The following is an 8,175-nucleotide window of genomic DNA, read 5'->3' on the forward strand; positions in this document are numbered from 1 at the left end:
GTACGGCAAGACCTTCATGGGCATCGAGCGCACGACGCTGTTGATTGCCGGCGACGGAACGGTGCTGCGGGTCTGGCCGAAGGTAAAGGTCGCAGGCCATGCCGAAGAGGTGCTCTCGGCGGTGCAGGCCCTCTAGCCGACGGCGCACCCGGCGCCCCAGGCCCGAACTGGCCCGACGCCGGGCACCTCGCCCTCGCAAAGCGCCTCGGGGCCCCGGCCCCGCCGTGGCGGGGGGCTCGATGCCCCCGGCGCGGCCCCCTGCTCCTGCCCTCTCCCGGCCCGGCAGAAAGCGCCACCCACAGCGTCCGCAGAGACAGAAGGACCCGCATGCTCTCCCTGACCGACATGGCCGTCGAGGTGCTGACCACCGCCGATGGCCGCGAAAAGACCGCCCTCTCGCACCGCCACGCTGCGACATGGTTCGCCGCCCGCGCCGCCGGAGAGGAGATCCCCATCGGCACCGCGCAGCCGCCCCTGCGCCCGGCACGGCCCGAAAAGCCCGAACTGCTCGACCCGCGCGAGGTGCCGCGCCGCCGCCCCGGCTCTCCGCAGGGGCGCATCGCTCTGCTGCACGCCGTCGCCCATATCGAGCTGAACGCCGTCGACCTGCACTGGGACATCATCGCGCGCTTTCCCCATGTGCCCTTCCCGCCCGGCTTCTACGATGACTGGGTCAAGGCGGCCGATGAGGAAAGCAAGCACTTCAACCTGATCTGCGACTGCCTGGAAAGCCTCGGCAGCCACTACGGCGCCCTGCCCGCCCATGCCGGCATGTGGCGCGCCGCCGAGGACACGGTGAACGACATCTGGGGCCGCCTCGCCGTGGTCCCCATGGTGCTGGAAGCGCGCGGCCTCGATGTCACCCCCGGCATGATCGAGGTCTTCCGCAAGGCCGGCATCGACAATGTCGTCGAGGCGATGGAAGTGATCTACGCCGAAGAGGTCGGCCATGTCGCCTATGGCTCGAAGTGGTTCCACTTCCTCTGCGGGCGCGAGAACCGCGACCCCAAGCCCGCCTTCCACGCCCTCGTGCAGCAGTATTTCCACGGCGCCCTCAAGCCGCCCTTCAACGAGGAAAAGCGCGCCGAGGCCGGCCTGCCGCCGGATTTCTACTGGCCGCTGGCTGGCGAAAGCTGAGGCGCGCGGACAGGCACAGGGGCCTGCGCCCCCTGCCGAAATGCAGGAATTTCGGCGAATTCCCGCCCGATCTGCCGTTTTTCGCGCAACTCGACAAGGACGGGGGACAAAAACGTTGCCCCCTCTGGTTGGCACGGGTAACTGGTTTCAGGCGTCTGAGGTGGGGACCTCGTGACCGGGCGCCAGGATGGGACGAAGAGGGATCGGGACCCCGTGAGAACCAGACTAGCCATTCGCGTTCACGGCTTTCTTGAACGCAACTTCCCCGAGCGCCGGGTCTTCCTGCGCTCGGACAACGACACTCGGTTCATCCGGCTGCGGCCGGTTACCCAGATCGTCGCGGCCGCTGGCGGCACCATGATCGTCTCCTGGACGATCATCGCCACCGCGATCCTGCTGATGGACTCCATCGGCTCGGGCAACTACCGCGAGCAGGCGCAGCGCGACCAGGCCACCTACCGCGAAAGCCTGAACGCCATGGCCGCCGAGCGCGACCTGCGCGAGCAAGAGGCCCTCGCCGCCCAGGACCGCTTCAACGCCGCGCTGGAACGGATCTCGGCGATGCAGACCGAGCTGCTGCAATCCGAGTCCCGCCGCCGCGAGCTGGAAACCGGCATCGACGTGATCCAGGCCACCCTGCGCAAGACCCTCAAGGAACGCGACGCCACCCGCGAAGAGCTGCTGGCGCTGCAGACCCCCGCCGAGGGCGGAGAGCGCGAAGCCCTGCCTGCCTATGCCGAGGACACGCTGAATGTGCTGACCGCGGCCCTGTCGGAAACCGCCGCCGAGCGCGACCAGACCGAGGTTCACGCCCAGGACGCCCTCGCCCAGGCCGACGAGATGGCCGAGCGCATCGCCCTGATGGAAGACCAGAACGACGCCATCTTCCGCCAGCTGGAAGAGGCCATGACCGTCTCGGTCGAGCCGCTGGACAAGATGTTCCGCGCCGCCGGGATGAACACCGACACGCTGATCAACCAGGTGCGGCGCGGCTACACCGGCCGTGGCGGTCCGATGACCCCGATCTCCTTCTCGACCATGGGCGAGCTGCCCTCGGCGGATGCCGAACGTGCCAATGCCATCCTGCGGCGACTGGAAGAGCTGGACCTCTACCGCCTCGCCGCCGAGAAGGCCCCCTTCGCGATGCCGGTGAAATCGAGCTTCCGCTATTCCTCGGGCTACGGCACCCGCCGCGATCCCAAGACCGGCGGCATCCGTCAGCATTACGGCACCGACATGGCCGCGCCCGTGGGCACCCCGCTCTATGCGGCGGGCGACGGGGTGGTCATCCATGCGGGCTGGTCCACCGGCTACGGACGGCTGGTGAAGATCAAGCATGACTTCGGCATCGAGACCCGTTACGCCCATATGTCGCGCATTGGCGTGAAAGTCGGGCAAAGGGTCTCGCGCGGGGAGCGCATCGGTGATATGGGAGCATCCGGACGGGTAACCGGGCCCCATCTCCATTACGAGATCCGAGTCGGCGGAAAGCCCGTGAACCCGATGATCTATATCAAGGCGGCAAGAGATGTTTTCTAAGAGCAAGATCAACGAACCCGGTCCCAAGACCAGTGAGAACACCACGCCGGCTCCTGCTGAGACGGCCACCAAGACGACGGCACCCAGCATGGACTTCAAAAGCTCCGCCCCCAAGGCGAAACCCCCGGCATCGGTCCTCTCGTCCGATCTGCACATCACCGGCAACATCAAGACCACCGGTGACATCCAGGTCGAGGGAACCATCGAGGGCGACATCCGTGCGCACCTGCTGACCGTCGGCGAAGGTGCCACGATCCGCGGTGAAGTCACCGCCGATGACGTGGTGATCAACGGCCGCATCATCGGCCGCGTGCGTGGCCTGAAGGTGCGCCTGACCTCGACCGCCCGCGTCGAGGGCGACATCATCCACAAGACCATCGCCATCGAGAGCGGCGCCCACTTCGAGGGCTCGGTCCAGCGTCAGGACGACCCGCTGTCGCCCGGCGGCAAGGGTGCGGCCACCAAGCCCGCTGCCCCGGCGGCTCCTGCCGACGCCGGCCAGTAATCGCGGCCACTAATTCGGGCCAGTACTTCCGGCCCCACCCGGATTGCGACGCCCCGCTGCCCTGCAGCGGGGCGTTCGCGTTTGGGGGAGGGTGAACAGACAGGGCCGGAACCGAGAGAGCAAATCTCAAACCGGCTCGGCATAGGGGCGGCACCGGGGCGCCCTGCGCAGGCAGGGTTGCCGTCAGAGTTCGCGGGAGGGTGCGGGCGACTTTCCGGGCAAGGGTGCGAGGCAGCGTCCCCGGACCAGATCTCGGGGGCCAGATCTCGGGGGGCCAGTTCTGGGGAGGACGTGACGAACGGCTCAGGTACGGACACTGGAAGACCGGAAGTTGCGGCGCTCATTCCGACAGCGCCGCGACGAAGGGGGGCCGGAAACGCGCGCGCCGCACCTCAGCCGCCGCCGGACGGTGTGAGCAGATGGCGTGCCCGGCTCGGCGGAGCCTGTCTCGGCACGGCCCTGACCTCAGCGTCCCACGCCCCTGAGGTCCCAGCCCCCGGCCCGCCCTGCCCTCATCGGGTCTCCAGCCGGAACTTCCGGAACAGCGCCCCGCCCTGTCGGACCTCGCCCTGCGCCACGGCGCCAAGGCGTCGCAGCGCGCCCAGATGGCGCCGCGAGGGGGGCAACAGGAAGGTCACATGGGGCACCCGGTCATCCTGCCGCGCCTCTGCCAGCAGCAGGCGCGCGATGCGCGGCCCCAGCCCGAAGGCCGCAGGCGTCAGCACCAGGCCAAGATCCCAGTCCTCTCCTTCGCGCTGAAGTCCGCCCCAGCCGACATAGGTGCCATCGGCCAGAAAGGCGCGATGCCCAAGCCCGTCGCGCTGCCAGCAGGCCTCTTTCGCGGCCACGAAGCGCCGCGTCGCCGCGTGGTCCCACGGCCCGGCCAGCAGCGGCATATGCGCCGCCATGCGCGGGTCGGACATATGGGCACGGATCAGCTCGGGGTCGATCCGGTCGAGGCGGGCAAAGGTGATACGGGGGGCCATGGTCTTCTCCCGCTGACATTCCATGAGACTGGGAGACAGATTGGGCGACCGACCTCCGGCAGGCAAGCCGGTTGCGCGGCGATGATACAGGGGCCAGCGCGCCGGCGGGCCTCACTCGCTCGCGACCTGCCACTCGGGCAACGGGAACAGCCGGTCGTAGGCCCAGTTGAAGCCAAGCGCATAGACCAGGTAGAACCCGGCGAAGGACAGATCCATGACCAGCGCCTGCCAGAGCGACACGCCGAGATACCAGGCGATGAAGGGCATCAGCACCAGCAGCAGGCCCAGTTCGAAGAGCACCGCATGCAGCACCCGGACCCGCGCACTCTTGCGGGTCGAGCCGGTGCGGCGCTGCAGCACCCGGTCGAAACCGTAGTTGTAGGCCATGTTCCACAGCGTCGCGAGCGTGGCCCCGACCACGCCGACGACGCCGATGTCCTGCACCGGATGGTGAAAGGCCAGCGCCCCGAGCGGCACCATCAGCAAAAGGGCGAGGATCTCGAAACTCAGGGCATGGCGAAGACGATCAAGGGAAGAGCGCATGGCAACCTCTCCGGGGGGCCGGGTCGTCCCGGGCTGTCATCCATGATGGGGAGGTCGTCCTCGCGCCCTCAGATGCCACCGCCCGCGCCGGTTTTCAAGACCTGCGATATCTGCGCGCCCCTCGGGCCCTGCCGGGCCCCGCAGGCCACTGCGGTGCAAACAGGCGGTCTCATGGCCCCATACCGACCAAGGTCGCCCCCGGTCTCATTTTTCTATACCGGGGGCCAGTCGGCCCCTATATCTATGTAATCAAAGGGATATGGGGGAAAGTTTGCAGAAGATCTTCGTCCTGGGGATGGGAACCCAGAAGGCCGGCACGACATGGATGTACAGGTATTTCTGCCAGCACACGTCGATGCGCCCCGGTGAGGTCAAGGAGTATCACGTCCTTCACCGTGGTTTCAGCACCAGCTTCAAGAAAAACAATGCCCTCAAACGGGCCATCTATCGACGCAAGGCCGAGGGCACCAACCGCTATGCGCGGCGCCTCTGGGGCATGCGCCTTGGCCGCAGGATGTCGGACTACATCGACTACTTCGATGCCCTGCTGAGCCGGCCCGAGGACGACAACCACACCGTCTTCACCGCCGACATGACCCCGGGCAACATCACGCTCTGGCCCGAGAAGCTGCAGCAGCTGAGCGACCAGATGGCGGGCCGCGGCATCATCGTGAAACCCGTCATGATGCTGCGCGACCCGGTCGAGCGCCTGCATTCCGCTGCCCGGATGTTCGTTCGCAGGTCCGGCAAGACGGGACGCGACGCCGAGCTGGCGCAACTGCAGTTCAACTTCAACAGCGGCGACAACTTCGGCCATGGACGCTACGACGTCGCGCTGGCCAACCTGTCGATCGCCTTCCCCGAGGGCGCCGCCCATGTCGGCCTCTACGAAGAGCTGTTCCGCCCTGGCGCGCCCGAGGCGATCATGTCCTGGATCGGCGTGCCGCCCGAGCCGCCGCCACTCGATACGCGGGTCAATGCCTCTGTGCGCACCTATGATCTGGACGAGGCGTTGCAACGCGAGATCGCGCTGCGCTACGCCCCCTCCTATCACGCCGCCGCCGCCCGCTTCGGGACCGAGCGGATCGCCCAGCTGTGGCCCAGTGCGCGGTTCATCCTGTAACCCTGGCGCCACAAAACAGGCGCCAGTGACACAGGTGCCCCGCCATCGCCCCGGCCAGCGGGATCTGCGTTGCTATGCGGCGTCAAGCGGTGCTAGCTTTCGTGCCCAAGAGTGGAGGAACAATGTCAGAAACGAGTGAAGTCACTGCCTACAGCCTTGCCGGACCGGATATCGTCCACGAGGAGTTCGACGGCGACATGGTGATCCTCAACCTGTCCTGCGGCCAGTATTTCGGTCTGAACGAAAGCGGCGCCCTGCTGTGGAAGGCCATTGCCGAGGGGCATGAGGTGACGCGCATCGCCGCGCTCACCGGGCGCGGGGAGGAGCTGGCGGAGTTCGTGGGAAAGCTGCGGGGCTTCGGGCTGATCCTGCCTGCCGAAACGGCAACGCCGATGCCCGACGATCTGGCCCTGGCCCTCGGCGGCGCCGCGCCCGGACCCACCGTCGATTGCTACGACGACCTGGCCGACCTGATCATCGCCGACCCGATCCACGACACCGACCCGCAGGCGGGCTGGCCGAAGCGGCCGGACACGCCCTGACCTTCCCTCCGCGCGCCCTCACGCTGCCTGCCACACGAGTCCCGATGCTTGTCACAACCACCACCGCCGAAGAGGTCTTTGCGACGCTCTTCGCCGAGTTCGATGCGCTGGCCGCAGGGCTGGCAACCTCCGTCCGGGTGGGCTCGTCAGGGCTGTCGCTGCGCTGCCGCGCCTCGGAGGGCGCCGTGGTGCAGATGGTGGCGGCCGGGCATGGCGCCGGGCCCGACAGCCCTGCGCAGGCCGACGACATCGATGTCCTGCACCTGCTGCCGCAGGATATCGACCCCGCGCTCTGGCCCCGCTGGGGTGCCGCCTACTTTCAGGAACGCGAGGTCGAGGCGGCGCTGCAGGGCGGGCGCTACCGTTTCCATTACTACGATGACCTTGGCTTCTGGCAGATCTTCGACAGCCAGAGGTGCCGCGGCCTGCAACTGGCCACCGCGCCGGAGGCCCTGCCCGCCTGGGAATCCGGCTCTCCGCTGCGCAACTTCATCCACTGGGCCCTGCTGACCCGGGGCGCGGGGCTGATCCACGCGGGCACCCTGGCCACCGGCGGGCGGGGCGTGTTGCTGGCCGGCAAGGGCGGCTCGGGCAAGTCGGGCACCGTGCTGGCGGGCTTGCGGCACGGGCTGGACAGCGTCGGCGACGACTATGTCGCCCTGGTGCCCCCTGCCCCCGGGCACGCGCCGGGCGCGTCCTTCCATGCCCGGGCCGCCTTCGGCTGCATGAAGATCGACCCGGCCGGCGCCGCCCGTGTCGACCTTCCCGCCGGGCTGACCCATGGCAAGCCACTGAACTGGCAGGGAAAGTACCTCCTGCCCCTCGACGCGATCGCGGGCCGTGCGCAGCCTGCCGATATCGCCCTCACGGCCCTGGTCCTGCCGCAGATCACCCATGGCACGCGCACCCGGTTCCACCCGATGGGCCCCCGCGAGGCCTTCCTGGCCCTGGCCCCCTCCGGGGTCACCCAGATCCCCTTCGCCCGCCCCGAGATGGCCCGCTGCTGCGCCGAGGTCTCGCGCGGGCTGCCCGGCTACCGGATGGAGCTGGGCACCGATCCCGCCGAGATCGCCGCCGCACTTGCCGACTTCATCGAGGAGCAGGCGTCGTGAAGCTGACCATCATCATCCCGACCCATGACAGGCTGGAGCTGCTGCGCCAGGCCGTCGCCTCGGTGCTGCGCCAGCGCTGCGAGGCCACGCTGGACGTGCTGGTGATCGACGACGGCTCACAGGACGGTACCGAGGCGTGGCTGGCCGAGCAGTCCGCCCGGGCCCCGGCCCTGCGCTGGATCCGCCAGGACAATGCGGGCGTCACCGCGGCGCGCAACACCGGGCTGCGCAACCTCGCCCCCGATACCGACCTCGTCACCTTCCTCGACAGCGACGACACCTTCCCCGAGGGCTATTTCGCCAAGGCCGAGGCCTGCTTTGCCCCCGGACAGGACGTCGACCTGACCTATGGCCGGCTGCTGATGGTCGAAGCCATCGACCCGGTGACGCTGGAACCTGCCGAGGGCGCCCGCAGCGTCTGGCTGACCGGCATCCAGCTTTCTTCGGCCATCCTGCGGCGCGGGCTGGTCGACCGGGTCGGCCTTTTCGACGAGACCCTGCGCCAGTCCGAGGACGTGGACTTCCTGCTGCGCGCCTTCGAGACCGGCCCGAAGATCGCCCAGAGCGACATGCTCTGCCTCTATTACCGCCGTCACCCCGGCAACATGACCAAGAACCTCGAGGAAACCCGGCGCTGCTTCGCCCTGGCCCTGCTGAAGTCGATGCAGCGGCGCCGGCGCCGGACCCC

The 8,175-nt window shown here is 68.4% G+C and carries 9 protein-coding genes and 1 pseudogene; 8 read left to right on the forward strand and 2 right to left on the reverse strand.

What is annotated here, in order from left to right; translation table 11 throughout:
• From OS124_RS26475 to OS124_RS0107225, 4 genes and pseudogenes are all read left to right on the forward strand, one after another.
• Positions 1–136: pseudogene (locus OS124_RS26475) on the forward strand (peroxiredoxin); the annotation flags it as partial.
• 191 nt (positions 137–327) lie between these two features.
• On the forward strand, positions 328–1,137 hold the full coding sequence (locus OS124_RS0107215) for a ferritin-like domain-containing protein (protein ID WP_010138782.1): 810 nt from the start codon (positions 328–330) through the stop codon (positions 1,135–1,137).
• A gap of 213 nt (positions 1,138–1,350) precedes the next feature.
• Positions 1,351–2,676 carry a M23 family metallopeptidase gene (locus OS124_RS0107220; protein WP_010138783.1) on the forward strand — a complete coding sequence of 442 codons (1,326 nt, stop codon included), beginning with the start codon at positions 1,351–1,353 and terminating at the stop codon, positions 2,674–2,676.
• Positions 2,666–3,181, forward strand: a complete 516-nt coding sequence (locus OS124_RS0107225) for a bactofilin family protein (protein WP_029375252.1) — start codon at positions 2,666–2,668, stop codon at positions 3,179–3,181. Before OS124_RS0107220 ends, OS124_RS0107225 begins: the two co-directional genes overlap by 11 nt.
• A 512-nt stretch (positions 3,182–3,693) precedes the next feature.
• Here OS124_RS0107225 and OS124_RS0107230 read toward each other — a convergent pair.
• Both OS124_RS0107230 and OS124_RS0107235 read right to left on the reverse strand, forming a co-directional pair.
• The gene (locus tag OS124_RS0107230; RefSeq protein ID WP_010138785.1) at positions 3,694–4,167 is read right to left on the reverse strand and encodes a GNAT family N-acetyltransferase; all 474 of its coding nucleotides are present in this window, start codon (positions 4,165–4,167) and stop codon (positions 3,694–3,696) included.
• 111 nt (positions 4,168–4,278) lie between these two features.
• Positions 4,279–4,710: a PACE efflux transporter gene (locus OS124_RS0107235; RefSeq protein WP_010138787.1), complete on the reverse strand. Its 432-nt coding sequence runs from the start codon at positions 4,708–4,710 to the stop codon at positions 4,279–4,281.
• Positions 4,711–5,005: 295 nt separating this feature from the next.
• On the opposite strand from OS124_RS0107235, the gene OS124_RS0107240 reads away from it, so the two are divergent.
• The 4 genes from OS124_RS0107240 to OS124_RS0107255 all read left to right on the forward strand — a co-directional run.
• The gene (locus tag OS124_RS0107240; protein WP_138919459.1) at positions 5,006–5,833 is read left to right on the forward strand and encodes a hypothetical protein; all 828 of its coding nucleotides are present in this window, start codon (positions 5,006–5,008) and stop codon (positions 5,831–5,833) included.
• A gap of 122 nt (positions 5,834–5,955) precedes the next feature.
• On the forward strand, positions 5,956–6,375 hold the full coding sequence (locus OS124_RS0107245; protein ID WP_010138789.1) for a PqqD family protein: 420 nt from the start codon (positions 5,956–5,958) through the stop codon (positions 6,373–6,375).
• 44 nt (positions 6,376–6,419) lie between these two features.
• Complete coding sequence (locus OS124_RS23965) at positions 6,420–7,487, forward strand: hypothetical protein (RefSeq protein WP_010138790.1); 1,068 nt, start codon at positions 6,420–6,422, stop codon at positions 7,485–7,487.
• Positions 7,484–8,175 (forward strand): glycosyltransferase family 2 protein (locus OS124_RS0107255; RefSeq protein WP_010138791.1); only part of this gene is annotated, 692 nt, incomplete at its 3' end. The genes OS124_RS23965 and OS124_RS0107255, both read left to right, overlap by 4 nt.

The organism is Oceanicola sp. S124 (assembly GCF_000220565.1).
Taxonomy (GTDB): Bacteria; Pseudomonadota; Alphaproteobacteria; order Rhodobacterales; family Rhodobacteraceae; genus Pseudooceanicola.